Genomic DNA, 24,303 nt, shown 5'->3' on the forward strand with positions numbered 1-24,303 from the left:
AATTAATATTGCTGTTATTTTTATTTGAAATAAGAGAAATCTTCTCCGCTTTCAATTTTTAATAAAGCTTGATATATCATTTTTATCACATTCTCTACATCTTCTCTATGAACCATTTCTACAGTTGTGTGCATATATCTTAGAGGTAAAGAAATTAAAGCAGAAGCAACTCCTCCGTTACTGTAAGCAAAAGCATCAGTATCAGTTCCGGTAGCTCTAGATAAAGCAGAACGTTGGAAAGGAATATTATTTTCTTCGGCTCCTTCGATAATTAAATCACGAAGTTTTTGTTGTACAGCTGGAGCATAAGCTACAACCGGACCTTTACCAATTTCTAAATGACCTTGTTTTTTTTGGTCGATCATTGGAGTAGTAGTATCATGAGTTACATCAGTCACAATGGCTACATTTGGCTTAATAGTTTGCGTAATCATTTCAGCACCACGTAAACCTATTTCCTCTTGAACTGAGTTAGTAATATATAAACCGAAAGGTAATTCTTTTTTATTCTCATGAAGTAAACGAGCAACTTCAGCAATCATAAAACCACCCATTCTATTGTCTAAAGCTCTACAAACGAATTTATCTCCGTTTAATACATGAAATTCATCTGGATATGTAATTACACAACCCACATGAACACCTAAAGCTTCAACTTCTTCTTTGTTTGCACATCCAACATCTATAAAAATGTTATCTGGTTTTGGTGGAGTTTCATTTCCTCGATCTCTAGTATGAATTGCAGGCCAACCAAACACACCTTTTACAATTCCATTTTTAGTGTGAATATTTACAACTTTACTTGGTGCAATTTGGTGGTCACTTCCACCATTTCTAATGACATAAATTAATCCGTTATCTGAAATATAATTTACATACCAAGAAATTTCATCTGCATGCCCTTCGATTACTACTTTATATTTTGCATCTGGATTAATAACTCCAACTGCACTACCGTATGTATCGGTAATAAAATCATCAACATATGGTTTTAAGTAATCCATCCATATTTTCTGACCTTCCCACTCGTATCCTGTAGGAGCAGCGTTATTTAAGTATTTTTCTAAAAAATCAAGTGATTTTTCGTTTAAAATAGATTTGTTTTCTCCCATTATAGTATATGTTAATTATTCTTCTTCCTCTTTACCAGAATCAGGTCCCCAAAAACGTCTTTTTTCTCGATATTCTTGTTCTTCTTTTATCTGTTCTGGAGTTAAAACTTTTAAGAAAGAAGGGTGTTGTTCTATAGCGTATTCGATTTTTTCTACAATACTAGCAACATCTTCGTTTTCATAATCAATTTCTAAAGGCTCTTTAATCACCATAGATTGAAGAACATTTCTTTTTTTAATCATTAATCCTTTTTTATCAAAAGAACGTCTGAATCCATCAATTACAATTGGAACAACAGTTGGTTTAAAAGTTTTAATAATGTGTGCAGTTCCTCTTCGTATTGGTTTAAAAGGGGTTGTAGTACCTTGTGGGAATGTAATTACCCAACCATCGTTTAATGCTTTTCCTATATTAGAGATATCAGACATTTTTACTTGTCTTTTAACATCTTTACCAGCATTTCTCCAAGTTCTTTCTACAGAAACAGAACCTACATAAGCAAAAACTCTAGGTAAAAAACCAGAACGCATAGTTTCTCCTGCGGCTACATAGTAAATATTTAATTTAGGTTTCCATAAGTAACCAATATTCTTAATATTATCATCTCTACCTTTTAAGGCTGCATTAAAAACATGAATCATAGCAGCTACATCAGCAAAATAAGTTTGATGATTAGATATGAATAATATGTTTTTATCTGGTAATTGTCTTAATATGTCTGAACCTTCTATTTGTAATTCATTAAAACTTCTATAACGACCATGAGAAATAATTCCTAAAATTTGAATTAATAATCTCTTTATGAATAAGATATGGCCAAAAGGATTCCTTTTAAACAGGGGCATAAAAACTTCTTTAGTTAAACAAATTTACAAAACATTTTTAATCATGATTCTTTTATTAAATCTTTTATTTCAGATAGAATCATAGCTGTAGCTCCCCAAACCACTTGTTCATTTAATAAAAAACAGGGAACTGCTATTTTTTTCATGTAAGAAGTGTCTAGTTCAACAGATGATATTTTTGAATCATCTAATAAGTCATCTAGTTGTACTTCAATTATTTCTGCAACTTCTTCGTTGGTAACGTAGTTTGGTTTATTGTTTAAGTATCCAATGAAAGGAGTTACCATAAAATTGCTTGGTGGAATATAAGTATCTGAAATTTGTCGAATAAGTTGTACACTATTTCTGTCGACTCCAACTTCTTCTTCTAATTCTCGTAAAGCGGTATCGGCAAAAGTTTTATCTTCTTCGTCTGCTTTTCCTCCTGGAAAACTAATTTGAGCAGAATGTGTACCCTTATAACTAGCTCTTTTAGTAAGTAAAAAAACAGTTTTTCCTTCAGAATCTGGATAAAAAAGACAAAGTACAGCTGCTTTTCTAGGATTACTCTTTTTAATAGTTTCCTCAGAGATTTTAATTCTTATTTCAGGAACTAATTTAAATTGAGAGGTAATTCCTCCTAAATCGTTGTTTTTTATTGCGTTTATTTGATTTTTAAAATATGTAAAATCCATTAAAGGTGTTACTTTTTCTAGTTTAATGTGTCTAATATAATGGCTTGAAGTTTGATTCAAGTTAATAAATAACTAAAATACAAATATGAATAGAGAAAATAAATACCAAAAATTATTCTTAAGTATTCTTTTTGATCTTATTGGATATGCTTCTTTTTTAATTCCAGTATTAGCTGAGTTTACAGATATTATTTGGGCACCTGCTTCAGCTTATATTATGACCAAAATGTATAAAGGAAATCAAGGAAAGATAGCCGGAGCAATTTCTTTTATTGAAGAAATTTTACCAGGATTAGATATCATACCAACTTTTACTTTAATGTGGCTATATACTTATGTGTTAAAAGGAAAAAAAGAAACTAAGAAAATAATTGATGTTTAAGTTATTTCTTGAATAAGAAACCTAAACCTAGTCGAGATAGAAATTTCTTTTCAAATTCCCAAAAGAATTTAAACTGACCGAATAACCAACCAACTATTGGTAAAGTAGTTTGATAAATAGGGAATATTAATAGTATTCTTAAAGGATAATAAATCCAAGGGTTTAAAGTTTCTGGTGATAAACCAAGAAAACTTGTAATTGGTTTAGCAACCCAAGCAGAAAATGAACCATTAATGGCAAATACTATTAAGACGGCAACTACATCCCAAGTTGTTTTAAGTCCCCAACGTTCTTTTAATTTATCCACAGAAAAAAATTAAATAAAGGGCAAATGTATACAAAAGAAAAAGGGTAAACAAGCATGTTTACCCTTTTGTTGTTATATAAACTGAATCTTATTTCTTACCAAATAAACCACCTAAAAGTCCACCAAGTAAACCTCCAGATTTTTTCTGACTACCACCTAATATCATACCAGCAACATCATCGATAACACTACCGTCACCATCTGCATCTAAAATTTTCTCTAAGAAACTTTGTTCTTGTTGATTACTATTTCCGCCTAACATTCCACCTAACAAATCACCAATTCCACCAGCATTGCTTACTCCGTTTTGTCTTGATTGCTTTCCTAAAACTCCCATTAAGATTGGAGCAGCAGTTTTTAAAATATTTCCAACAGCACCAATATCCATTCCAGTTTTCTGACCAATAACTTGTTCAACTCCTTGTTGTTTAGACCCTAAAACATGTCCTAAAATTTTACCACCATCATTAACTACATCATTGTTTACACCACCATTAAACAAATCACCAAGGTTGTCTAATATTCCACCATCGTGTTTATTTAAAGCTCCCATTAATCCTTCAGCTCCTTGAGGTGTAGCTGCATTACGTTGCATTGCTTTCATTAAAACAGGTAAAGCCATTGTTAAAACGCTTCCTGTTTTACTGCTATCTTGTCCCGTAGATCCAGCAACTCCATTAATGATAGTTTTACCCATTGGGCTATTTAGTAAGTCTAAAATTCCTTCCATTTTTTTGATTTTAATATTAATTATACAGTTATACTGACACAATATACAAAAACAAAGTCACAATTTTCTTGTAAATTATAGATATGCTAATTGTATTCAATTTTATATTTTTACAAACATTACTCAAACCAAAATAAACAAATGAAGAAATTAGCATTACACTGGAAAATTATCATAGGAATGATTCTTGGTATAATTTTCGGTTTTTTAATGAATACTATAGATGGAGGTAAAGGATTTGTCTCAAGTTGGATTGCACCTTTTGGAAAAATTTTCATTAATCTGCTTAAATTGATAGCAGTACCTTTGATCTTAGCATCACTTATAAAAGGTATTTCGGATTTGAAAGATATCTCTAAGATAAAATCAATGGGGTTAAGAACATTAGGTATATACGTTACTACTACCTTAGTTGCTATTATTATAGGTTTAGGTATTGTAAATACAGTGAAACCAGGGGTTGGAATGTCCAAAGAAACAATAGAAAAGATTAAAGAAAAATATGCAAGTGATGCTGGTGTTGCAGATAAGTTACAAAAAGCTTCAGATCAAAGAGGAGCAGGACCTTTACAAGCTTTAGTTGATATTTTTCCTAGTAATATTTTTAAGTCATTTGTAAATGCTTCAATGTTACAGGTGATCTTTTTCGCACTTTTTGTTGGAATTAGTTTACTATTAATTGCAGAAGAAAAAGCAAAACCTTTAATTAGTTTTTTCGACTCATTAAATGAAGTTGTAATGAAGATGGTAGATTTAATAATGTTATTTGCTCCTTATGCTGTTTTCGCTTTATTGGCTAATGTTATAATTGCGTTTGATGACACTGAAATATTAGTAAAATTATTATGGTATTCAATGTGTGTTGTTTTTGGTTTAGCTTTAATGGTAGGTTTTTATCTTTTATTAATTAAAGTTTATGTAAAAAAATCTCCACTATGGTTTTTACAAAAGATTAGTCCAGCACAATTATTAGCGTTTTCAACGAGTTCGAGTGCTGCAACTTTACCAGTAACTATGGAACGTGTAGAAGAACATGTAGGAGTGGATAAAGAAGTTTCTGGTTTTGTATTGCCAGTTGGAGCAACAGTAAATATGGATGGTACCAGTTTATATCAAGGGATTGCAGCTGTTTTTATAATGCAAGTAATTTGGCCTGAAGGATTAACATTTACAAACCAATTAACTATCATTTTAACTGCCTTATTAGCATCAATAGGTTCTGCAGCTGTTCCAAGTGCAGGAATGGTAATGCTAGTTATTGTTTTAGAATCTGTAGGATTTCCAAGTGAATTGTTACCTATAGGTTTAGCATTAATTTTTGCTGTTGATAGGCCATTGGATATGTGTAGAACAGTAATTAATGTTACAGGTGATGCAACTGTAGCTACAATGATAGCAAAATCAGTAGGAAAACTTGGTGAACCAAAACCAAAAAACTGGGATGATCATTACGATGAAGTAAAATAATTTTTATTTCTTTCTTGTAAATAAAAAAATAGTAATTTTATAAACACCAATACTCTATAAAGTACTTGGTGTTTTTTAATCTATAATAACCAAAAAATAAACTAACTAAATCAATAATTCTTAGATGAATATTTGTTTTTTAATGTATCCTTGGGAAGAGATTAATCCAGATAAAGATTCTTCTCTTACTCTTATTTACGAATGCGCAAAAAGAGGTCATGGTGTTGCCATTTGTACTCCTTCTAATTTAACAATACGAAATAGTGTAACAAACGCTTTTTGTACAATTATTAATAGAATGGATAAAGTACCATCTTCTATAAAATCATATTATAAAAAAGCAACAACAAGAGAAGAAATGTTGCCTTTAGCTGGGTTTGATGCTATTTTTATGAGAGCAAACCCTCCTTTAGATCCATTAATGTTAAATTTTTTAGATTCAGTTAAAGATGATGTATTTGTTATCAATTCTGTTCAAGGAATGAGAGAAGCAAATAATAAATTATATACGGCTGTTTTTGAGGATCCTAATAATGAGATAATTCCTGTTACTCACGTGTCGAAAAATAAGAATTATCTGATCAAAACTATAGAAGAGTCGAATTCAGATAAGATGATATTAAAACCTTTAAACGGGTATGGAGGTTCTGGAGTAATTCTAATTGAAAAATCCGCAATGGGCAATATTAATTCCTTGTTAGATTTCTACATTAGTAAAAGTGATGGGTCTTCTGATTATGTAATTTTACAGGAGTATATTGAAGGTGCTGAAAAAGGAGATGTTCGTATTTTAATGTTAAACGGATTGCCAATTGGAGCCATGAAACGTATTCCAGGAGAAAAAGATCATAGATCAAATATAACAGCAGGAGGTAGAGTTGAAAAGCATCGGTTAACACCAGCAGAGAAAATCTTATGTAAAAAAATTGGTCCGAAATTAGTTAAGGATGGATTGTATTTTGTTGGAATTGATGTGATTAATGGAAAGTTAGTTGAAGTGAATGTAATGAGTCCTGGTGGAATAACTTATATCAATAAAGTTTCAAAAGTAAAACTTCAAGAAAAAGTAATCGATTTTTTAGAAAGTAAAGTGTTAGAGAAGAATGCTTCTTTCAGAAGAATGACAGATTTAAAGCGTAGAGTAGAAGAAGCTTAAAATTATTAGTAATGTTACAAATAGAAAAGCCTATAGTTTCTGTACAATGGCTTCATGAAAATATAGATAATAATGATTTAATTATTTTTGATGCAACTATACCTAAGGTAACTTCTAATACTATTTCTAATACTAAAAAAGAAATTATTCCTAAAGCAATATTTTTTGATTTAAAAGGAGTGTTTTTAGATAAAGATGGTAAATTTCCTAATACTTTTCCAGAAACATCTTATTTTGAAGAAAAAGCTCAAGAAATAGGAGTGAATAAAGATAGTTGTATCGTAGTTTACGATGACTTAGGAATTTATTCTTCAGCACGGGTTTGGTTCTTATTCAAAACTTTTGGTTTTAGTAATATTGCTGTCTTAGATGGTGGTCTTCCTGAATGGAAAAATCAAAATTTACCAATTCAAGAAGAATTTACTACTAAACTAAATAGAGGAAATTTTAAAGCTGAATTTCAAAGCAAAAAAGTAACATTTACTAAAGATGTTTTATCGAACATTGAAAAGAAAAATTATTGTTTAGCAGATGCTAGATCTAAAGAGCGTTTTTATGCAGAAGTAAAGGAGCCACGAGAAGGATTACGAGGCGGTCATATTCCAGGCTCATGTAGTTTACCACATACAGAATTAAAAGAAAAAGGGAAGATGAAAACTATGAGTCAATTGAAGGATATTTTTAAAACTATAAATCCTACAAATAAATCATTTATCTTTTCTTGTGGAACAGGAATAACAGCTTGTATTCTTGCTTTAGGATTGGAGATTACAGGAGAAAATAATTATACTGTTTACGACGGTTCGTGGACAGAGTGGGGAAGTTCCCTAAACTTACCAATTGAAATATAAATATGAGTATAGATTGGACAAAAACTGAGTTTGAAGCATACGTTTTATTATATGCAGCACAATGTAATATCATAGAAACAGAAGAAGAAAGAGAATATATTCTTTCTAAAGTAGATGAGAGAACATTTAACAAAATACATACTCAAATTGTTTTTGATAAAGAAGAAGATATTATAGAAAATATTAAAGAGTATTTGGTAATTCATAAATATGCTCAAGAAGAAAAAAGAGCATTAATTAAAGATATAAAAGAAGTCTTTTTTGCAGATGGAACCGTAGATAAAGTTGAGAAGTCGATCTTTAAAACACTACAAAAGATATTGAATTAAATGGAGAGATTATCAGTTCAAGAAATTATTCGAAAAATTACTTCTGAAGAGGTTTTTGAAGCCGTTTCAAAAGATTATTCATTTACTATAAAGATTGATAGTTATGTACCATATGTTTGTGGAGCAGTACATGATGGACATCAATTTAGAAAAGAATTGTGGAGTAATTGTTTGCATACTGAATATGATCGTTGGTATGAAGAAGATCCTTGTACAAAACAAATGATAGCATTTCACCCGATTGTTATTGCTGGTTTAGATTCTCGATTTGAATACGATTTAAATAGAGCTCCAGATAATGCAATTTATGAAGATGCCTGGGGAAAACAACTTTGGAAAACTTCATTACCAGGTGAACAGAAAAGTAAAAGTTTACAAAAACATTCTGCATTTTATAAAGTTGTTCATGCTTTAATACATAAAATAGAAGATAAATTCGGCATGTGTATTGTTTATGATATGCATAGTTATAATTGGCAACGTTGGGATAGAGAAGTGCCAACTTGGAATTTAGGTACATCTAATGTTGATCAAATTCGTTTTAAACAAGAAATAGAAAGTTGGCGAGCAATTTTAGAAGAAATGCCTTTGCCTAAAGGAATAAAATCTACTTCAAAAATTAATGATACTTTTCAAGGAAATGGGTATTTCTTAAAATATATTACTCAAAACTTTAAGAACACTTTGGTTTTGGCTACTGAAATAGCTAAAGTTTATTGCGATGAACTCAATCAAATTATATATCCTGAAGTTGTACACGCTGTAAAAGTTTATTTAGATGTAATGTTAAAAGAACATGCAGAAACTTTTTATGCTAAACATAAATCTTAACTTTGCTGTATTGAGTTTTTTTAATGATAATGGATACTTCTGTAAAAGCACAAAAACTATTGGATATAGACAAGCAAATAGATACGCTTGTTAAGAAAATTGAATTATTGAGATATGTAAATCCTGTTAATATAGAAGAGGAAAAACAAAAGTTTTTTGCTTCAAAATATTTAACAGATCCAGATTTTAAATATCCAAAAAGAGATTTCGATAAATTTAAATTGCATAGTCAGTTTTTTGCTTTAGAACTAGAGGCTATACAAGACGAGAGAATTAGAAATTTATATGAAGAAATTATTTATTTCTACTCAGGATTAATTCAATGTATAGAAACAATTGGAGAAGGAAAGAAGTTTTACTACAATAGTTTGCGATCTTTTGGTTCTCCTACAGAGACCGATGTAGAAAATGCAAAATTCATTCTTCATTTTGAAGATGATACGGAAAACAATTCTATTTTTCAACCAAAATATTCACCATCAGAAGCCGAGGCAATCTTTAAAACTTATGGAGAGAAGTATGACTTTGATTTTAATATCAAACATTCTTCAACTATGAGTGCTATAGCAATGGTGTTAAATAGTACAAAGAGTTTAGTTGTTAATAGCAATCATACCTATTCTGAAAATGAAATGGCCATTTTAACCAATCATGAAATTGGAGTTCATATGGTGACTACAATGAATGGTTTAGAACATGATTTAAAAGTCTTTTCTCATGGATTTCCAAATAACGAAGAAACTCAAGAAGGTTTAGCAGTTTTTAGTGAATATATGTCTGGAAATTTAACGATAAAGCGATTAAAAGAATTAGCTTATCGAGTTTTAGCTGTGAATGGTTTAGCAAAAGGATATTCGTTTTCCAAAACATTTAGATTGCTTCATAATACTTACGATTTAGATAGAGAAGCTGCTTTTTATATAACTTTAAGAGCTTATAGAGGAGGAGGTTTTACAAAAGATTATTTATATCTAACTGGGTTAAAAAAGATTTATAATTATCATAAAGAAGGTAAAGATTTAGGAATATTATTAACAGGAAAAGTAACACTGGAATTTGCAGATGATATTAAGTATTTAATAAATCAAGGTTATGCTGTACCATCAAAATTCATTACAGATTCTTATGCAGTGAATGATAATTCAAATACAACGATAAACTTTATTTTAGATAATTTAAAGTAAAAGATTATTCAACAGAAGTTGAATCGTTGCTGATAACGGTTGAGATTTCAGATTTGTGAGTTAAAAGTAAATCTAACCATTGGTTAAAATTATCAACTCCATAATAGAGTTTCTTCTCTTTATTATTGAAATAAGCTATTGGCCATTCACCGTTTTTATTAGATTCATCTTCAGTTAACCAACACCAAATACCATCTTTAGAATCTTCTGAGGTTAAACATAAGATAGAATTAGTATTTATTTTAAATCCATCTTCATCTTCAATTTTTCGATCTGTAGTTTTTAGATATTTAGATAAAAATATTGGTTTTTCTATACTTAAAATTTTATTATTGTATACTGAACCTCCGTTGCCAAAATGTTCTAAAAAAGTAATATAAGATTTCGGAAAAATTAAATCTAATTTTAGTTCAAATTCTTTAATATCAGTGTTCTTCAGTTTTTTTCCTATTTTTTGATGCTTTTCATAATCATCGAGCAATTTAATTATTTGCTCCATAGTGTAATCTTCAGTTTTAGTATCTAAAGTAACAGAATCAATCTGATCTCTAACTTTTTTTACCATCTGAAGTTTCTCGGCTACATTTTTCTTTTCTGCATTGGATTTCGATCTTTTAGATATGTATATAGACAAACCTCCAAATGATAATATAAAAATAAGCGTAATAAAAAACGCTTTTAATGACGTTGCTTTCATTAAAATAAATCAATTAATTCTTTGTAATCAGAGATTACCATATCGGCATTTTCTAAAGTTTGGTTTGTAACTATAGGATTATCATAACCTACAACAAACACACCAGCGTCATTTGCTGCTTTAATACCGTTGTCTGAATCTTCAATTACTATACATTCCTCTTTATTATAACCTCCCAAATGTACAGCTTTTTCAAATATCTCAGGGTGTGGTTTAGAGGCCTTTAAATCTGCTCCGCTAATTTTAGCTTTAAAATATTTCTGAAGATTAAACCTGTCAAATACTCTATTTATATTAACCATAGCAGAAGAAGATGCTAAAACTAAAACATATCCTTTACTATAAAAGTATTTAATTAAATCTTCAACGCCATCTATCAATTTTAAATTTGGATCAGTTTCAAAAAAATCAACATATCGTTTTCTTTTATTTAAAACTAAATCTTCTGGTTGCTCATTTAAATTAAAATGTGCTACTAATTTTTGGAATGCATTTAAAGTTGAAGAACCTGTAAATGATGTATACAAAGTTTCGTTAACTTCAAGGTTTAAAGATTCAAAAACTTGATAATAAGCTTTTTTATGTAATTCTTCTGAATCTATTATTACACCATCCATATCAAAAATTACACATTTTAAATCTTGTACCATTTAATTTAAAAATTTAGATGTTAACTCTGGGGTTGGTATCATACACTGTTCTTTTTTACCAAACCATTTATAACGATTTTTGGCTATAAAATCGTAGGCAAGATTACGCAAAGGTTTTGGAATTAACCAAAAAAAATAAGTTAATTTCCAAATACTTCCGAAGCTATTCATAATTTTTAATGCTGCAGAAGATTTAATGTAATAAGAAGAGGACGGTTTATAAAGGATAATTGAATCTATTTCTGAAGTATTAATTTTTAAATGTTCAAGTATTGTTTTTCCAGTTTCAGATTGTAAAGATGTAAATAAAAAGTTATTCTTCTTATCGTACCTAATAACTTTAAGCACAAAATCATTACATAGATTACAAATACCATCAAAAAGTATGATTTGTTTATCCTTTGGGAAATCAATCATAAAACAATGTTTTAATCTTTTTTACAAAATTACGATAACTTCTTGTAACAAATTTTAATTGTCAGCGTCTAGTGTTTGTATGTATGCAATATTAGGTTTTTTGTGTACTTATTTTAAAGTAAAACTAACTAACCATATGATTCGAATAGAAGGACTACACAAATCTTATCCAATAGGAAAAGAATCGCTACATGTATTAAAAGGACTTGATTTACATATTAAAGAGGGTGAATTTGTATCTATTATGGGATCTTCAGGTTCTGGAAAATCAACATTATTAAATATCGTTGGTTTATTAGATAGCCATGATGAAGGGAATTATTACTTAAACGGACAACTAATTCAAAACCTAAACGAAAAAAAGGCTGCTATTTTAAGAAATAAGTTTCTTGGGTTTGTTTTTCAATCTTTTAATTTGATTTCATACAAGACAGCTGTTGAAAATGTAGCACTTCCATTGTACTATAAAGGTATGGGGAGAAAAGAACGATTAAAAATAGCTCAAGAATATTTAGAAAAGGTAGAGCTTGGACCTTGGGCTAATCACTTACCTAATGAATTATCTGGAGGACAAAAACAGAGAGTGGCAATTGCTAGAGCTCTAGTAACAAAACCTAAAGTAATCTTAGCTGATGAGCCAACTGGAGCATTAGATTCTAAAACAACAGATTCTGTTATGGATCTTTTAAAAGGAATTAATGATGAAGGGATGACAGTTTTTGTAATTACTCATGAGGAAGATGTAGCAGAACAAACCAATAGAATTGTTCGATTAAAAGATGGAGTAATTATAAGTGACGAGTATACAAAAAAACACGATTTGAAAAAAGTTTATTAGTATGTTCGATTTAGATTCTTGGCGAGAGATATTTCAAAGTATCAACAAAAATAAACTTAGAACTATACTTTCTGGGTTTACAATTTCATTTGCAATATTATTATTTACATTACTTTTTGGAATTGTAAATGGACTTCAGAATTTTTTTACTCAAGCTTTTGTTGATGACGCAAATAATTCAATGTTTGTAAGAGTTTGGAAAACTACTAAACCGTATAAAGGGTTACAATCTGGTAGACGAATAAAACTTAGAAATAAAGATTTAGATTATATCGTAGATAATTATTCTGATAAGATTCAATATATATCAGCAAGAAAATACTTAAGTGCTCAGGTTGTTTATAAAAATAATCAAGATAATTATAACATTAGAGCAGTTCATCCAGATCATAGATATTTAGAAAAAACGATCATTGATGAAGGAAGATTTATTAATCAGTTAGATTTAAATCAGAAAAATAAAGTTATAGTTATAGGTCGTTTAGTAAAAAAAGATCTTTTTGGTGAACGAGTAGCTTTAGGTAAATATGTTAACGTTAATGATATATCCTATAAAATAGTTGGGGTTTTTTCTGATGAAGGAGGAGATAGAGAAGAGCGAAATATATATATGCCAATTACAACTGCACAAAAATTATATGGGAATAATGATTTTATAGATAATATTTTAATTGGATATAATCCGAGACTTACGATTGATAGAGCCTTATCATTTGGAAATGGATTAGAAAGAGATTTAAAACAACGATTAGATATACATCCTGATGATCAAAGCGCTTTGTTTATTAGAAATATGGCCGAAGCGAATAAAGGGGTAGGTCAGTTAACAACAGCATTATTCTTTATTGTGATTTTTGTAGGTTCTGGAACATTAATAGCAGGAATTATTGGAATTAGTAATATTATGATTTTTTCTATTAAAGAAAGAACAAAAGAATTTGGGATAAGAAAGGCATTGGGAGCTAAGCCCGTTTCAATAATAGGAATGGTGGTAAAAGAATCACTTTTAATAACTGGTTTAGCTGGGTATTTTGGACTTTTACTCGGAACTTTTATACTGGATCAAATAGGAGATGGATTAGAGAAATATTTCATTTATAATCCTAGTGTAAGTACAGGAATAGTTGTAGGAGCTACAATTATTTTAATATTAGCTGGTTTACTTGCAGGGTATTTGCCAGCAAAAAGAGCCGCACAAATCAAACCAATTGTAGCACTAAGAGCAGATTAATTATGATTAAATTTTTATTTGATTCAGATACTTGGCAAGAGATTTACGGAGGAATTCGTAAAAACAAAACTCGTACAGTGATTACGATTATTGGAGTGCTTTGGGGAATATTCTTGTTAGTTGTTCTTTTAGGAGCTGCAAGAGGAATGGAAAATAATTTTAAAAATTTATTTGGTGATTTTGCAACAAACAGCCTAGTAGTTTGGACACAAAGAACTGAAAAACCTTTTAAAGGATTTCAAAAAGGTCGAAGAATACAATTAAAAACAAAAGATGTTGATGTATTACAAGAAGAATTTAAAGGACGTTTAAAGTATATTGTACCAAGATGTCAAACCATGAATTTAATGGTAAATGGTTTTAAATCTGGAGATTTTCAAGTTAGTGGAGATTATCCAGTACTTGATAAAGTACAGAAGAAAAATTTGATTTACGGAAGATTTCTAAATCAGAATGATATTGATAATAAAACTAAAGTGACTGTAATAGAAGAAAATATTTATAAACAGTTATTTGAAAAAAATGAAGATCCGATCAATCAATATATCATTATTAATAATGTAAACTATAAAGTAGTTGGAGTTTATAAATCTGGAGCAATTGATTTTGATGGTGATACAGCTTACATACCATTTACTACTTTTCAACAAATTTATAATAGAGGAAATAGAATTGATTGGATGATGATTACTGCTGAAGAAGGAATAGATATTGAACAGTTTGAATTAGATATTCAATTAGCTTTAAAAAACCTACATACGGTAGATCCTGAAGATAATAAAGCATTAGGTGGGATCAACTTAGGAAAAGAAATAGGAAAATTTACAGGTTTCCTTACTGGAATGCAATTTTTAACTTGGTTTGTAGGAATCGCAACATTAATAGCAGGAGTTTTTGCAATTGGAAATATCTTATTGATTACGGTGAAAGAGAGAACCAAAGAAATTGGAATACGAAGAGCACTAGGAGCAACTCCAATAGAAATTAGATTACAAGTAATACTAGAATCAATTTTCTTAACTGTTGTTGCAGGAATGTTAGGAATCATTTTCGGAGGTCTTGTCCTTTATGGAATAGATAAAGCATTTGCAACAGGTCCAGATGCGGCCTTATTAAATCCTACAGTAAATATTCCAATTATTTTAATAGCATTTGGAATTCTTATAGTATTAGGAACTTCAATAGGATTAATACCAGCTTATATGGCAACATTAATAAAACCAATAGAAGCATTAAGAGAAGAATAAAAAAAATAGTAATCAGACTTTATAAACAAATAAAATGAGTAAAAGAGCCAAAATTATATTAATAATTGTAGCAATTCTGTTTGCAGCCGTTTTAATCTGGTTTGCGAAAAAGAACAAGAAGAACGTGGTTGAGTATGAAACCGAGAAACCGTTTAAAACTAGTATCGTTAAAAAAACAGTAGCAACAGGTAAGGTTATACCATTAGAAGAAGTTGAAATTAAGCCTCAAATTGCAGGAATCGTAGATCGAGTTTTAGTAGAAGAAGGTCAAATAGTTAAAGCAGGAGATTTAATAGCAACTGTGAGAGTGGTACCAAATGTTGAAGCATTAAATTCAGCAAATAACGAAATAAAAAATGCACAATTGTCATACGAAAATGCCAAAACACAATTTGATCGTAATAGAAGCCTTTTTGAAAAAGGGGTGATTTCTAGGCAAGAATTTGAAAATTCGGAGTTGTCGTTCAATAATGCAAAGCAACGTTTATCGAATGCAAAATCTAATATGGATATTATTAAAAGAGGTACTACAGCTGGATTAGGAAGTGCTGCAAATACAAATATTAGAGCAACTTCTTCAGGAATGATTGTTGAAATACCAGTTAAAAAAGGATATCAAGTAATTCAAAGTAATAGTTTTAATGCAGGAACTACAATTGCGACTATCGCTGATATGAATAAAATGATTTTCGAAGGAAAAGTAGATGAATCTGAAGTTGGAAAGCTAGTAAGAGGAACAAAGCTTCAAGTGTCTCTCGGAGCCATTGAAAATAAAAAGTTTCCAGCTGAATTGAATTTCATAGCACCTAAAGGAACAGAAGAAGCAGGAGCAGTTCAGTTTAAAATTAAAGCAGATGTTACTTTAGATGATAGTAACTTTATAAGAGCCGGATATTCTGCTAATGCAGATATTGTTTTAGAGAAAAAAGATAGTGTTTTAGCTATAAAAGAGGCTTTATTACGTTTTGATAAAAAAACAGAAAAACCTTATGTTGAAATTAAGAAGGAAGATGGAAAGTTTGAAAAGAAAGAATTAGAGTTAGGTATTTCAGATGGTGTAAATATTGAGGTGAAATCTGGTGTTACTTCAGCAGATGAAATAAAAATATGGAATAAAGCATCTAAAGATAAAAAAGACAAAGAAAAGGATAATTAATAAATTATTATAGATAAACAACAAAAGGAGCTATTAAATAGCTCCTTTTGTTGTTTATAATGAAGTTTGTCTGATTATTTGTGTATTTGAACGTGTATAAAGTGCAAAACAGTATTTTTCCTTTACAAAAGGAATGTTAAAGTTGTAAATTGCTGTAAACATTATTGTTAACCCCCAATAAACTACTTTGTCATGAAGAATTTTTCCCCAATAATCACTAAAAAATTAATTTTAATATTAATAGTTTTATTTCATCAAAATACTTTTACGCAAATTAATGAGCCTTTTAACTGTGTAACTGAAGCATATTTATTTCAAACAAACGATGTTTATACTGTAAATTTAGCTTCTGGTAGTTCTTCATTAGATGGAATAGATTTAGCGTTAGATAATATTAATGCTGTAGGATATAATGAAAAGGATGGGTATATATGGGGATCTTTACGATTTCCAGATAATACGATTATTAGAGTAGGAAAAGATTATAGTACAACTACTTTTTTAATACCCGGAGCTTCTTATTCTTATGTTGGTGATGTAAACCAAAACGGGATATACTATTTAAGAAATTCTAGTAATTCTTATTACACAATAGATTTAGATCCAAGTTCTCCTACATATTTAACTAAATTAGGAACCCAAACAATTAGTAAGTCCATAAATGTTCATGATTGGGCTTTTAATGCAGTTGATGGAAAATTATATACTGTTGAAAAGAATACGAATAATTTATACAGAATTGATACAAATACAAATGTAGTAGAAACATTAGGAGAAGTTCCAATTTTATCAGGTTTAAGTTATACATATGGAGCTGTATATTTTGATGTTGATGGGAATTTTTATGTTTCAGCAAATCAAACGGGTACTGTTTATATTATAAAAGAAGTTCAAAATGTTACTAGTAGTCTCGATATGAATTCTAATTTGTTTGCATTTGGGCCGTCTAGTAATAGTAATGATGGTGCAAGATGTCCTACAGCTCCAGTTCCCCAAGAAGATTGTAGTAATGGATTAGATGACGACGGAGACGGATTGGTAGATTGTGATGATCCTTCTTGTTCTGGTGTTGCAAGCTGTCCAACTATTTCTCCGACATCAAGCGGTAATGGAGGAGGTTTAGAAAGTAATAATCGCTTATCAATTCAAATTAATAAAAGAAATATTAATAGGATAAAAGCTAATTATACTTTTGATGTAGCAAAAGCTAGGAAGATTGAAAAAAATAGTTTTTATGCTAGAAGATCAAATAATCAAAATATATCACTTTGGGATTTAGTTCCAATGGATGTTATATCTGGAACAACAGCGGTGGAAAGTTCTCCAGATGATTTGGTAGATATTACTAATGCAACAGATATAGTTTCAGTTGATTATATAAGAGATAACAAAGGATATGGTACTTTATTATTATTAAAGACAGAAAATAAAGTGTATGAACATACAAAGCATATTTGTGATCGTTTTACAGGTGCTGAGTTATTATCGGTATCAAATATGGAAATAAATGATGGTCTTTTTATTAAATCTAGAGTAAAACAACCAGATGGTTCTGTTGAGTTTGTTGCTAGTTTTTCTGTTAGAGAGTCAGATGATAATACTTCTTTTATAGTTGAATCTCATTGGAATTTAGATAAATATGAAGATAAAGGGTATTATAATTTTCAAGTTTGGGCTAGTTCTATAGATGATTTATATAACCTTTCTCAAGAAGTATTGAATCTTCTAGAGGTTCAAAAACCAATTAGTGAGTACAGAAGTTCAGAGGCACCTCCTGTATTTATAAAAAAAGCAGCATATAAAAGAGGAGGTAAGATCGATTTAGAAATTATCAATAATTTAAAACCATCAACAATTATAATTGAAGGTAATAAAAGAGTAACCGAAACAGCAGCAAGCGAGTCAGTAACTTTTAATGTTGATTTAACTGGTTATATTAATAATGTAACTTTAGATATTGGAAATATTTATGACTTTGGTTTCAGACTTCGTAATCAGTACGATTTAACACCCGATGATTTATTTCTTTCAGATGGTACTTGGGGAATAGATAATAGTTCTCAGACTTTTATAAATACATTTAACGTAATTGTAAATAATGAATCTGAAGAAGAAAATGTATATAAAATTGAAAGAAATATTAACCTTACAGCAACAACAAACCAAGATGTTTCTATTTATAGATCTTTAACACCAAAATTTGAAGGGGTTAATTTATCTGAATTCGATCAAATTTCTTTTGATGCCAAAGGAGTTGGAAAAATGAAAATACTTTTTGTTAAAGAGAGTATAGCAAATTGGGAAGATCAACCATATATAACGGTTAATCTAACGGAGCATTTAAAGAACTATGTATTGTTTAAAGGAGATATTGTTTCTAATTTAAGCGGTGAAGTAAATTTGAATGATGTAAAGATGTTATTTATAACTTTAGTAGCTGAAGATGGTAGTATGGTTGATAAGAGTTTAGAGCTTGCCAATTTCAAGTTCTCTAAACAAGCAACCGCTTCTGTAAAAAATGAATCTCAGTTAGAAACTGCAAAAGTAAGTCCTAATCCAGTTATAGAAAGTACAATATTCACTTTTAATTCAGTAAATACCAACGACTATAGTTTTGAAATATTTAATGTTTTAGGAAAGCAAGTTCACAAAGAAAAAATTATAGCTAAAGTTGGAAGTAACACAATATTCTTTAATAGAAATCAATTAGCTTCTGGTATTTATTTTTATAGAATCAGTTCTAAAGAAAGAGAGATGAATGGTAAATTAATTTTTAAATAAAATAAGTAAGGTAGCTTTATTGTTTTACGTTTATAAACAAGATAATTATCTTAATTTGGTTTAACGAGTGATTAATACCACTTATCGATTAAATAGCTACTAAAAGTCTAAAAACTAATTTATCAACCTTAAAGCTTTTGTAATTTAGCCAGTGTAAGAAGTAAGTAAGAATCCCAAAAAAAACAAAATTATGAGAGTTTTTCAAATGTTAAATGAAATATTAGTTAGATTATTTACAGCAGAGAATACATCAAAAATGAGTGTACAAAAGATTCCAGTTTATTCAAATGAAAATAAATACCCTTTTAATAAATAAAAACTACAAATGTTCGTATAATCCCCAATTATCACATTTAAATGTTTTCCCCTTATTGCATCTAAAGAACATGTAATTCCCCAACAAAAAAAAGGAACTCTTATTTTAGAGTTCCTTTTTCATTTGTATAATTAAAACTAAAAGTTTATTGAAACATTTTAGCAACGTTTTCAGCTTTTCTACTTTCGCTATAGTCATAAAAACCTTCTCCAGATTTTACTCCTAATTTACCAGCAGTTACCATATTTACTAATAATGGACATGGTGCGTATTTTGGATTTTTAAATCCATCATACATTACGTTTAAAATAGATAAACATACATCTAAACCAATAAAATCAGCTAATTGTAATGGTCCCATTGGATGTGCCATACCTAATTTCATTACGGTATCTATTTCTTTAACACCAGCAACTCCATTGTATAAAGTTTCAATAGATTCATTAATCATTGGCATTAAAATTCTATTAGCCACAAAACCTGGATAATCATTTACTTCTACAGGAACTTTTTTTATCTTTTCAGTAAGTTCTACTATAGTGTTGTTTACTTCATCAGAAGTATTATATCCTCTAATAATTTCTACTAACTTCATAATAGGAACAGGATTCATAAAATGCATTCCTATTACTTTTTCTGGTCTGTTTGTAGCGGCAGCGATTTGTGTAATTGAGATAGAAGAAGTGTTTGTTGCAAGAATAGTATCTTCCCCACAAACCTCATCTAAATCTTTAAAAATTTTTAATTTTAAATCGATGTTTTCAGTAGCAGCTTCAACAACTAAACCAACCGATTGTACACCTTCTTTAATAGATGTATGAGTGGTAATGTTGCTTAAAGTATCTTCTTTATCTTGAGCAGATATTTTTTCTTTAGCTACCATACGATCTAAGTTTTTAGAAATCGTAGCTAAACCTTTGTCTAAAGCTGCTTGAGATATGTCTATTAATTGAACATTGTAACCAAATTGAGCAAATGTGTGGGCAATTCCATTTCCCATAGTACCTGCACCAATTACTGCAATATTTTTCATGTAAGATTTAATTTTAGTGTTGTTTTGGATTATTATTTTGAAAAACAATCGATAATTTGATGTGCCACTCGTAAAGCTTCTGTTCCTTGAGTTAAGGAAACGATCGGAGTAGTTTTATTGTGAATTGCATCTGCAAACGAATTCAACTCATCTAAAATCGCATTGTTTGATTCTATCTTTGGGTTTTCAAAATAGATTTGTTTTTTTATTCCTTCAGCATTTTGCAAAATCATAGCAAAATCATCTGGTATTTCAGGCGCGTCTTTCATTTTAACTACTTCAGATTTCTTTTCTAAAAAGTCGACAGAAATGTAAGCATCTTTTTGAAAAAAGCGCGTTTTTCTCATATTCTTCATTGAAATTCTACTCGAAGTTAAATTGGCAACACAACCATTTTCAAATTCTATTCTGGCGTTTGCGATATCTGGAGTTTCAGAAATAACAGAAACACCACTTGCGGAAATATTTTTTACTTTAGATTTTACTACAGAAAGAATAATATCAATGTCATGAATCATTAAATCTAATACTACAGGAACATCTGTTCCTCTAGGATTAAATTCGGCTAATCGATGAGTTTCAATAAACATAGGATTTTCGATGATGTCTTTTACTGCAGTAAAAGCAGGATTAAAACGTTCTACATGTCCTACTTGCCCGCGTACATGATTCTGACTTGCTAAAGTTCGAATTGCTTCTGCTTCTTGTATGGTATTTGTGATAGGTTTTTCAATAAAAATGTGTTTTCCTTTCTCTATAGCTTGTTTTGCACAATCGAAATGAGAAAGTGTGGGAGTTACAATATCGACAACATCAACTGCATCGATTAAGCTTTCTACAGTGTCAAAATATTTGTAGCCGTATTCAGTAACTACTTTATCTGCATTTTCTTTGTTAGGATCGTAAAATCCAACGAGTTCGTATTTATCAGATTCTTGTAAAAGGCGTAGGTGAATTTTTCCTAAATGACCTGCACCTAAAACTCCAGCTTTTAGCATAAATTTCAGATTTATTTTTATTGAACTGATTTACAAATCAGTGTTAACAAAGATACACTTTTATAGACTTTTTTTGGTATTTATTGCTACTTTTAGCCTGCTGAAAATTTACATGTTGTGAGAGATACTACCAAACATCAAGGACTTAGAAATCAATTAGCTACTGTGTTAAACAAAAAAGGAATAGTAGATGAAAAAGTATTAAATGCTGTTAGAAAAATTCCACGTCACCTATTTATCGATAGTAGTTTCGAAGATCATGCCTATCAAGATAAGGCTTTTCCAATAGCAGCGAACCAAACTATTTCTCATCCATATACAGTAGCATTTCAATCACAGGTATTGGAAATTAAAGAAGGTGAAAAAGTATTAGAAATTGGTACAGGTTCTGGTTATCAAACAGCTGTGTTATTAGAGTTAAAAGCAGAGGTTTATACCATAGAAAGACAACATGAATTATTTAAGAGAACATCTTTGTTTTTGCCTAAAATTGGTTATAAGCCGAAACGTTTCATTTTTGGAGATGGTTACAAAGGTTTGCCAGAACAAGCACCGTTTGATAAAATTATAGTCACGGCTGGAGCACCTTTTATTCCTAAACCTTTATTAGGACAATTAAAAGTAGGAGGAAAGTTGTTAATTCCTGTAGGTGAAGGAACTCAAATTATGACTTTGTTAATCCGTAAATCTCTTAAAGAATTTGAAAAACATGAACTTGGTGATTTCAAGTTTGTACCGATGCTACAGAAGAAGAATTAATCATAAACTTGTTTAAAAACTCGACTTTTTTCTTGGATCATAAGATTAATTATGTCTTTGTAAGATAGATTAATATAATTTGATTTAATATAAGATGAAGTCCTTTCTATCATAAGAAAATACAGGCAAATATAGTTGAGCATATTATAAATTAAATCATTTATTGTGTCTCCACTAGTATCATTTTGATGGTAAGCCCCTAAATAATATGGAACTAAAAGTTGTTTATGAGGTACTTTAGAAGAAAAACTTTCATATAGATTAATAGAAAAAGAACCAGCTCCAGTTCCACAATCTAAACCATATTCGTATTTATTTTTAATTCTGGTAAATTTTGTAATAAAAAAAATCCGCTAAAGAAGCGGATTTATTGAATTTGAAAAAAGAACAATCAACTTATTCTGCTGTTGCATCTGCAACAACAACTTCTTGTTGATAGTTTTGTTGAGTTTGCTTAGTTTTTGTTTGTGATAAGCCACAAGGAGCTGTGCTTCCACAAGATGTTAATCCTAATAAACCAACTACACAAATTGCAATAAATACTACTCTTTTCATTTTTTTACTTTTAGAAATGCTAATTTATAAAATTTTAATCAATTTACCAGAATCAATTTTCTCTTCAATAACGTTAAATGTTACCATCTTATTTTGAATACTGGTTAATAAATTTTCAGACATTGGTTTTCCATCATTCCATTCGGTAATAGATAACCATTTTTGGATGTCTTCTAATTGTTGTTCATATCGTATAGAAAGTGTTTCATCTATGTTTTCAATAGATTTGAAATCTGAAGTACAATTATTAATAATATCTAATACTGTTTTTACTTCTTCAGGATGATTTTCTAATATTTCTTCTCGAATAGCAACAACAAAGCAAGGCCATGGAGTAGGGCAGTCACCAACTCTTCTAAAAGTACCATTATCTACTAAAGGTTTTGTTGTAAAATGTTCCCACATAAAATAATCGGCTTCTCCATCAGTTAAAGCATCAATTCCTCCTTGTAAATTTTTAACAACTTTAAACTTCAGTTTATCAATATCCCATCCATTATTATAAGCGTTTACAATAGCCATTAGGTGAGAGCCAGAACCATATCTACTAATAGCTACAGTTGCGTTTTCTAAGTCATCAATAGATTGAAATTTAGATTTAGCTCCTACGTGAATTCCCCAGATTAAAGGACTTTTTACAAAGGTTTGAATAATTTTTGAAGGATTACCATTGATAATATCTTTAATAATTCCTTCAGTTAAAACAATTGCAATATCAATTTTTTTTTCGCGTAAAGCTTTACACATTGCTCCAGTTCCACCTGGGAAATCTTGCCAACGTAAATTGATGTTTTGCTTAGTGTATTCTTTATTTTTTAGAGTGATGTACCATGGGTAATTAAAGTGTTCTGGAACACCACCAACTTTTAAATTCAACATTTATTCAACTAATTTATCTAGGGTATATAAAATTAATTTTTCTACAACTACACTTGGGTTTTCACTAAAAGTTCCATTTGCTCTATTTGCTAAGATAGCATTCATAGAACATGCATTATGACCTAATAATTTTGAAAGTCCATAAATAGCTGAAGTTTCCATTTCTAAGTTTGTAATTCTATGGTTTTGATATGAAAAATTATCAATTTTAGAATTTTGTTCAGGATCTTGAAGTTGTAATCGTAAAACTCTTCCTTGAGGTCCGTAAAAACCACCAGCAGTAGCTGTAATTCCTTGATGAGTTTTTTCAGAACTTAATTTATTAGCGAGCTCTTCAGAATTAGCAATTACAACAGGATATGCCTTTCTTTCCGACCAATCGGTTTGTTTTACAAATGCTTCTTCAATATCTGGATGTGCGATATCTTTTAAGTCATAAGCTTGTAACATACCGTTTAAATCTATAGCATGACTACTTAGTAAAAAGCTATCTACAGGAATATCGTCTTGTAAAGAACCAGAAGTTCCAATACGAGTAATATTTAATTGAGTGTGATTTTTTTTGATTTCTCGAGTTTCAAAATCAATATTAACTAAGGCGTCTAGTTCGTTTAAAACAATATCAATATTATCTGGGCCAATACCTGTTGAAACGACTGAAATTCGTTTTCCTTTATAAATTCCAGTTGTTGTTTTAAATTCTCTTTTTTGAGTAGAAAACTCGATTGAATCGAAGTGTTTTGTCACTTTTTCTACTCTATATTGATCTCCAACAAATATAATATCTGTTGAAATATGTTCAGGTCTTAAGTTTAAATGGTAAATACTACCATCACTATTTAAAATTAGTTCAGAATTTTTAATCTTCATTAAGATG

The 24,303-nt window shown here is 29.8% G+C and carries 27 protein-coding genes; 14 read left to right on the plus strand and 13 right to left on the minus strand.

All coding sequences use genetic code 11. The features are described from left to right. Nucleotides 1-20: 20 nt before the first annotated feature. The 3 genes from ACSIGC_RS17080 to ACSIGC_RS17090 are packed head-to-tail and all read right to left on the minus strand — an operon-like array spanning nt 21 to nt 2,632. Entirely contained in the window at nt 21-1,112 is a 1,092-nt protein-coding gene (locus tag ACSIGC_RS17080) for a M42 family metallopeptidase (protein WP_442265981.1), read from the minus strand. A 15-nt stretch (nt 1,113-1,127) separates the two neighbouring features. Beyond that, nucleotides 1,128-1,958: a lysophospholipid acyltransferase family protein gene (locus ACSIGC_RS17085; protein WP_442265982.1), complete on the minus strand. Its 831-nt coding sequence runs from the start codon at nt 1,956-1,958 to the stop codon at nt 1,128-1,130. A gap of 41 nt (nt 1,959-1,999) precedes the next feature. Beyond that, nucleotides 2,000-2,632, minus strand: coding sequence for an NUDIX hydrolase (locus ACSIGC_RS17090; RefSeq protein ID WP_442265983.1), 633 nt, complete (start codon nt 2,630-2,632; stop codon nt 2,000-2,002). Nucleotides 2,633-2,717: 85 nt separating this feature from the next. Here ACSIGC_RS17090 and ACSIGC_RS17095 point away from each other — a divergent pair, with 85 nt between their 5' ends. Continuing rightward, nucleotides 2,718-3,014 carry a hypothetical protein gene (locus ACSIGC_RS17095; RefSeq protein ID WP_442265984.1) on the plus strand — a complete coding sequence of 99 codons (297 nt, stop codon included), beginning with the start codon at nt 2,718-2,720 and terminating at the stop codon, nt 3,012-3,014. A 1-nt stretch (nt 3,015) separates the two neighbouring features. Here the strand turns inward: ACSIGC_RS17095 and ACSIGC_RS17100 are convergent, their stop codons facing one another. Together ACSIGC_RS17100 and ACSIGC_RS17105 are read right to left on the minus strand one after the other, a co-directional pair. Next, the gene (locus tag ACSIGC_RS17100; RefSeq protein WP_442265985.1) at nt 3,016-3,321 is read right to left on the minus strand and encodes a DUF6787 family protein; all 306 of its coding nucleotides are present in this window, start codon (nt 3,319-3,321) and stop codon (nt 3,016-3,018) included. Nucleotides 3,322-3,409: 88 nt separating this feature from the next. Further along, entirely contained in the window at nt 3,410-4,051 is a 642-nt protein-coding gene (locus ACSIGC_RS17105) for a DUF937 domain-containing protein (protein ID WP_442265986.1), read from the minus strand. 141 nt (nt 4,052-4,192) lie between these two features. On the opposite strand from ACSIGC_RS17105, the gene ACSIGC_RS17110 reads away from it, so the two are divergent. The 6 genes from ACSIGC_RS17110 (at nt 4,193) to ACSIGC_RS17135 (ending at nt 9,869) form a co-directional block, all read left to right on the plus strand. Further along, a complete protein-coding gene (locus ACSIGC_RS17110) occupies nt 4,193-5,518 on the plus strand; it encodes a dicarboxylate/amino acid:cation symporter (protein WP_442265987.1) in 1,326 nt (441 codons plus the stop codon). A gap of 124 nt (nt 5,519-5,642) precedes the next feature. Next, the gene (gshB, locus tag ACSIGC_RS17115; RefSeq protein WP_442265988.1) at nt 5,643-6,674 is read left to right on the plus strand and encodes a glutathione synthase; all 1,032 of its coding nucleotides are present in this window, start codon (nt 5,643-5,645) and stop codon (nt 6,672-6,674) included. An 11-nt stretch (nt 6,675-6,685) separates the two neighbouring features. Beyond that, a complete protein-coding gene (locus tag ACSIGC_RS17120; protein ID WP_442265989.1) occupies nt 6,686-7,525 on the plus strand; it encodes a sulfurtransferase in 840 nt (279 codons plus the stop codon). A 2-nt stretch (nt 7,526-7,527) separates the two neighbouring features. Further along, on the plus strand, nt 7,528-7,854 hold the full coding sequence (locus tag ACSIGC_RS17125) for a hypothetical protein (RefSeq protein ID WP_442265990.1): 327 nt from the start codon (nt 7,528-7,530) through the stop codon (nt 7,852-7,854). Next, nucleotides 7,855-8,685 carry an N-formylglutamate amidohydrolase gene (locus ACSIGC_RS17130; protein ID WP_442265991.1) on the plus strand — a complete coding sequence of 277 codons (831 nt, stop codon included), beginning with the start codon at nt 7,855-7,857 and terminating at the stop codon, nt 8,683-8,685. Between the two features lie 23 nt (nt 8,686-8,708). Beyond that, nucleotides 8,709-9,869, plus strand: coding sequence for a flavohemoglobin expression-modulating QEGLA motif protein (locus ACSIGC_RS17135; RefSeq protein WP_442265992.1), 1,161 nt, complete (start codon nt 8,709-8,711; stop codon nt 9,867-9,869). A 4-nt stretch (nt 9,870-9,873) separates the two neighbouring features. On the opposite strand, the gene ACSIGC_RS17140 is transcribed toward ACSIGC_RS17135, so the two are convergent. From ACSIGC_RS17140 to ACSIGC_RS17150, 3 genes are read right to left on the minus strand one after another with little or no spacing between them, the layout of a single operon-like run. Further along, nucleotides 9,874-10,566, minus strand: coding sequence for an SMI1/KNR4 family protein (locus ACSIGC_RS17140; RefSeq protein WP_442265993.1), 693 nt, complete (start codon nt 10,564-10,566; stop codon nt 9,874-9,876). Next, complete coding sequence (locus tag ACSIGC_RS17145; protein WP_442265994.1) at nt 10,566-11,216, minus strand: HAD family hydrolase; 651 nt, start codon at nt 11,214-11,216, stop codon at nt 10,566-10,568. The genes ACSIGC_RS17140 and ACSIGC_RS17145 overlap by 1 nt, the downstream gene beginning before the upstream one ends. Then, a complete protein-coding gene (locus ACSIGC_RS17150; RefSeq protein ID WP_442265995.1) occupies nt 11,217-11,633 on the minus strand; it encodes a thiol-disulfide oxidoreductase DCC family protein in 417 nt (138 codons plus the stop codon). A 136-nt stretch (nt 11,634-11,769) separates the two neighbouring features. Between ACSIGC_RS17150 and ACSIGC_RS17155 the strand changes: the two genes are divergently transcribed. From ACSIGC_RS17155 to ACSIGC_RS17180, 6 genes are all read left to right on the plus strand, one after another. Next, entirely contained in the window at nt 11,770-12,471 is a 702-nt protein-coding gene (locus ACSIGC_RS17155) for an ABC transporter ATP-binding protein (RefSeq protein WP_442265996.1), read from the plus strand. 1 nt (nt 12,472) lies between these two features. Beyond that, a complete protein-coding gene (locus ACSIGC_RS17160; RefSeq protein ID WP_442265997.1) occupies nt 12,473-13,702 on the plus strand; it encodes an ABC transporter permease in 1,230 nt (409 codons plus the stop codon). Nucleotides 13,703-13,707: 5 nt separating this feature from the next. Next, a complete protein-coding gene (locus ACSIGC_RS17165) occupies nt 13,708-14,949 on the plus strand; it encodes an ABC transporter permease (RefSeq protein WP_442267774.1) in 1,242 nt (413 codons plus the stop codon). A gap of 34 nt (nt 14,950-14,983) precedes the next feature. Further along, entirely contained in the window at nt 14,984-16,105 is a 1,122-nt protein-coding gene (locus ACSIGC_RS17170; RefSeq protein WP_442265998.1) for an efflux RND transporter periplasmic adaptor subunit, read from the plus strand. 192 nt (nt 16,106-16,297) lie between these two features. Then, nucleotides 16,298-18,886: a DUF6923 family protein gene (locus tag ACSIGC_RS17175; protein WP_442265999.1), complete on the plus strand. Its 2,589-nt coding sequence runs from the start codon at nt 16,298-16,300 to the stop codon at nt 18,884-18,886. A gap of 190 nt (nt 18,887-19,076) precedes the next feature. Continuing rightward, nucleotides 19,077-19,202 carry a hypothetical protein gene (locus ACSIGC_RS17180; RefSeq protein WP_442266000.1) on the plus strand — a complete coding sequence of 42 codons (126 nt, stop codon included), beginning with the start codon at nt 19,077-19,079 and terminating at the stop codon, nt 19,200-19,202. A gap of 145 nt (nt 19,203-19,347) precedes the next feature. Here ACSIGC_RS17180 and ACSIGC_RS17185 read toward each other — a convergent pair whose 3' ends face one another. Together ACSIGC_RS17185 and ACSIGC_RS17190 are read right to left on the minus strand one after the other, a co-directional pair. Further along, nucleotides 19,348-20,235: a 3-hydroxybutyryl-CoA dehydrogenase gene (locus ACSIGC_RS17185; RefSeq protein ID WP_299679613.1), complete on the minus strand. Its 888-nt coding sequence runs from the start codon at nt 20,233-20,235 to the stop codon at nt 19,348-19,350. A gap of 32 nt (nt 20,236-20,267) precedes the next feature. Next, nucleotides 20,268-21,233, minus strand: a complete 966-nt coding sequence (locus tag ACSIGC_RS17190) for a Gfo/Idh/MocA family protein (RefSeq protein ID WP_442266001.1) — start codon at nt 21,231-21,233, stop codon at nt 20,268-20,270. Between the two features lie 117 nt (nt 21,234-21,350). Between ACSIGC_RS17190 and ACSIGC_RS17195 the strand changes: the two genes are divergently transcribed. Continuing rightward, nucleotides 21,351-21,992, plus strand: a complete 642-nt coding sequence (locus tag ACSIGC_RS17195; RefSeq protein ID WP_442266002.1) for a protein-L-isoaspartate(D-aspartate) O-methyltransferase — start codon at nt 21,351-21,353, stop codon at nt 21,990-21,992. A 396-nt stretch (nt 21,993-22,388) separates the two neighbouring features. Here the strand turns inward: ACSIGC_RS17195 and ACSIGC_RS17200 are convergent, their stop codons facing one another. From ACSIGC_RS17200 to ACSIGC_RS17210, 3 genes are read right to left on the minus strand one after another with little or no spacing between them, the layout of a single operon-like run. After that, complete coding sequence (locus tag ACSIGC_RS17200) at nt 22,389-22,547, minus strand: hypothetical protein (protein ID WP_157730221.1); 159 nt, start codon at nt 22,545-22,547, stop codon at nt 22,389-22,391. Between the two features lie 24 nt (nt 22,548-22,571). After that, nucleotides 22,572-23,426 carry a substrate-binding domain-containing protein gene (locus ACSIGC_RS17205; protein WP_442266003.1) on the minus strand — a complete coding sequence of 285 codons (855 nt, stop codon included), beginning with the start codon at nt 23,424-23,426 and terminating at the stop codon, nt 22,572-22,574. Next, nucleotides 23,427-24,296, minus strand: coding sequence for a nucleoside phosphorylase (locus ACSIGC_RS17210; protein WP_442266004.1), 870 nt, complete (start codon nt 24,294-24,296; stop codon nt 23,427-23,429). It lies immediately after the preceding gene. Between the last annotated feature and the right edge of the window lie 7 nt (nt 24,297-24,303).

Origin of the sequence: Tenacibaculum aquaeponti (genome assembly GCF_052084715.1) — a bacterium.
GTDB lineage: Bacteria > Bacteroidota > Bacteroidia > Flavobacteriales > Flavobacteriaceae > Polaribacter.

Bases quoted from the DNA above. Each gene is read 5' to 3' on its own strand.
- ACSIGC_RS17120 (WP_442265989.1), top strand. From the start codon at position 6,686: ATGTTACAAATAGAAAAGCCTATAGTTTCTGTACAATGGCTTCATGAA.
- ACSIGC_RS17105 (WP_442265986.1), bottom strand. From the start codon at position 4,051: ATGGAAGGAATTTTAGACTTACTAAATAGCCCAATGGGTAAAACTATC.
- ACSIGC_RS17090 (WP_442265983.1), bottom strand. From the start codon at position 2,632: ATGGATTTTACATATTTTAAAAATCAAATAAACGCAATAAAAAACAAC.
- ACSIGC_RS17130 (WP_442265991.1), top strand. From the start codon at position 7,855: ATGGAGAGATTATCAGTTCAAGAAATTATTCGAAAAATTACTTCTGAA.
- ACSIGC_RS17210 (WP_442266004.1), bottom strand. From the start codon at position 24,296: ATGAAGATTAAAAATTCTGAACTAATTTTAAATAGTGATGGTAGTATT.
- ACSIGC_RS17175 (WP_442265999.1), top strand. From the start codon at position 16,298: ATGAAGAATTTTTCCCCAATAATCACTAAAAAATTAATTTTAATATTA.
- ACSIGC_RS17200 (WP_157730221.1), bottom strand. From the start codon at position 22,547: ATGAAAAGAGTAGTATTTATTGCAATTTGTGTAGTTGGTTTATTAGGA.
- ACSIGC_RS17145 (WP_442265994.1), bottom strand. From the start codon at position 11,216: ATGGTACAAGATTTAAAATGTGTAATTTTTGATATGGATGGTGTAATA.
- ACSIGC_RS17185 (WP_299679613.1), bottom strand. From the start codon at position 20,235: ATGAAAAATATTGCAGTAATTGGTGCAGGTACTATGGGAAATGGAATT.
- ACSIGC_RS17205 (WP_442266003.1), bottom strand. From the start codon at position 23,426: ATGTTGAATTTAAAAGTTGGTGGTGTTCCAGAACACTTTAATTACCCA.
- ACSIGC_RS17190 (WP_442266001.1), bottom strand. From the start codon at position 21,233: ATGCTAAAAGCTGGAGTTTTAGGTGCAGGTCATTTAGGAAAAATTCAC.
- gshB (WP_442265988.1), top strand. From the start codon at position 5,643: ATGAATATTTGTTTTTTAATGTATCCTTGGGAAGAGATTAATCCAGAT.
- ACSIGC_RS17155 (WP_442265996.1), top strand. From the start codon at position 11,770: ATGATTCGAATAGAAGGACTACACAAATCTTATCCAATAGGAAAAGAA.
- ACSIGC_RS17180 (WP_442266000.1), top strand. From the start codon at position 19,077: ATGAGAGTTTTTCAAATGTTAAATGAAATATTAGTTAGATTATTTACA.
- ACSIGC_RS17080 (WP_442265981.1), bottom strand. From the start codon at position 1,112: ATGGGAGAAAACAAATCTATTTTAAACGAAAAATCACTTGATTTTTTA.
- ACSIGC_RS17170 (WP_442265998.1), top strand. From the start codon at position 14,984: ATGAGTAAAAGAGCCAAAATTATATTAATAATTGTAGCAATTCTGTTT.
- ACSIGC_RS17150 (WP_442265995.1), bottom strand. From the start codon at position 11,633: ATGATTGATTTCCCAAAGGATAAACAAATCATACTTTTTGATGGTATT.
- ACSIGC_RS17135 (WP_442265992.1), top strand. From the start codon at position 8,709: ATGATAATGGATACTTCTGTAAAAGCACAAAAACTATTGGATATAGAC.
- ACSIGC_RS17140 (WP_442265993.1), bottom strand. From the start codon at position 10,566: ATGAAAGCAACGTCATTAAAAGCGTTTTTTATTACGCTTATTTTTATA.
- ACSIGC_RS17085 (WP_442265982.1), bottom strand. From the start codon at position 1,958: ATGCCCCTGTTTAAAAGGAATCCTTTTGGCCATATCTTATTCATAAAG.
- ACSIGC_RS17160 (WP_442265997.1), top strand. From the start codon at position 12,473: ATGTTCGATTTAGATTCTTGGCGAGAGATATTTCAAAGTATCAACAAA.
- ACSIGC_RS17095 (WP_442265984.1), top strand. From the start codon at position 2,718: ATGAATAGAGAAAATAAATACCAAAAATTATTCTTAAGTATTCTTTTT.
- ACSIGC_RS17125 (WP_442265990.1), top strand. From the start codon at position 7,528: ATGAGTATAGATTGGACAAAAACTGAGTTTGAAGCATACGTTTTATTA.
- ACSIGC_RS17110 (WP_442265987.1), top strand. From the start codon at position 4,193: ATGAAGAAATTAGCATTACACTGGAAAATTATCATAGGAATGATTCTT.